Origin of the sequence: Caballeronia choica (assembly GCF_001544535.1) — a bacterium.
Lineage (GTDB): Bacteria > Pseudomonadota > Gammaproteobacteria > Burkholderiales > Burkholderiaceae > Caballeronia > Caballeronia choica.
The window spans coordinates 1-1,328 of sequence record NZ_FCON02000463.1 but is presented as its reverse complement, the minus strand read 5'-3'; the positions used below and the strand labels follow the sequence as shown (position 1 = coordinate 1,328).

The following is a 1,328-nucleotide window of genomic DNA, read 5'->3' as shown; positions in this document are numbered from 1 at the left end:
CGGGACTTCGTCGGCATGAGCGACCATCGCCGCGGACCAGCCGATCGTCAGTGCGTGCTCCGCAGCGACGCCGGCCCCGCGATTGCCGATCAGCAGAAATTCGGTCGAATGCGGCCCGACGCACTGCGCCGCGCTCTCGATCACATGTTCGTTGAACGTGCCGACGAAGCCCTGCTCGGCGCACAGGATGATGACGAGCGTTGCATCGGAGAATGATTTCGGAAGTTCGTCCGGCTTGTCGTCGCCGCGGTCGAGCATGAGGGCGTCGCCGATCGCGGCGCCGACCATCCCGGCGCACGCCCGAATGGCATCGAGGCGGCTCTGCGCTTCGAGCGAGCGGGCCGCCGCGATGCCGCGCATCGCGCTCACCACCGATTCGAGTTCATGCACGCTTGAAATGCGCTGTTGAACCTCACTGAGCTTGTTGCTCATGACGACTTCCCGTCAGGTTGCGTCGCTGCGGGCGCTGGCGTTCCACACGCCTGAGCGAGGTCACGCACGGCCGCGACGAGCGTCGCCTGGGCTGCCGGTTCGAGTGTGCCGCTCTCTTTCAACGCAGCCGCCGCCGTCCCGCCGTGTGCATCGAGATGCGCCGCAAGGCGCGTCCGCATCACGGGAATTTGCTCGACGGGAAAGTCGTCGAATACGCCTTCGGCCAGCGCGGCGAGCAGGGCGACCTCGTCGAGCGCGCGTAACGGCGTAAAGCGCGGCTGTGTGATCAGCGCGCGAATGCGCTGGCCGCGCACCACCTGCGCCTTGATGCGCGCGTCGGTCAGTCCGCCGAAGCGCGAGAACATCTCCAGTTCGAGGAACTGCGAATAGTCGAGGCGCAAGCGGCCCGATACCTTTCGCAACGCGGGCATCTGCGCCTTGCCGCCGACGCGGCTCACGCTCAGGCCCACATCGATGGCGGGCCGCTGGTTCGCGGCGAACAGGCCCGTGTCGAGGACGATCTGGCCGTCGGTGATGGAGATCAGGTTGGTCGGAATATAGGCCGACAGGTTGCCCGCATCGGTTTCCGCGATCGGCAACGCGGTGAGCGAGCCGCCCCCGCGCTCTGCCGACAGCTTCGCGGCACGTTCGAGCAGCCGCGCATGCAGGTAGAAGATGTCGCCCGGATACGCCTCGCGTCCCGGCGGCTCGCGCGTGAGCAACGCAAGCTCGCGATGGGTCGCTGCGTGCTTGGTCAGGTCGTCGATCACGATCAGCGCATGCTGCCCGCGGTCGCGAAAGTACTCGGCGATCGTCATGGCGCTGAAGGGCGCGATCCATTGCAGTCCCGCCGATGCCGCGCCCGACGCGAATACGAAGACGCAGCGCTCGGGCGC

1 protein-coding gene and 1 pseudogene are annotated in these 1,328 nt (G+C 67.2%); both read right to left on the bottom strand.

Features of this window, described 5'->3' with window-relative positions:
- A partial coding sequence (locus AWB68_RS45010) for a F0F1 ATP synthase subunit gamma (RefSeq protein WP_200828982.1) occupies positions 1 to 432 on the bottom strand: 432 nt, incomplete at its 3' end.
- Positions 429 to 1,328: pseudogene (locus AWB68_RS45005) on the bottom strand (F0F1 ATP synthase subunit alpha); the annotation flags it as partial. The gene AWB68_RS45010 and the pseudogene AWB68_RS45005, both read right to left, overlap by 4 nt.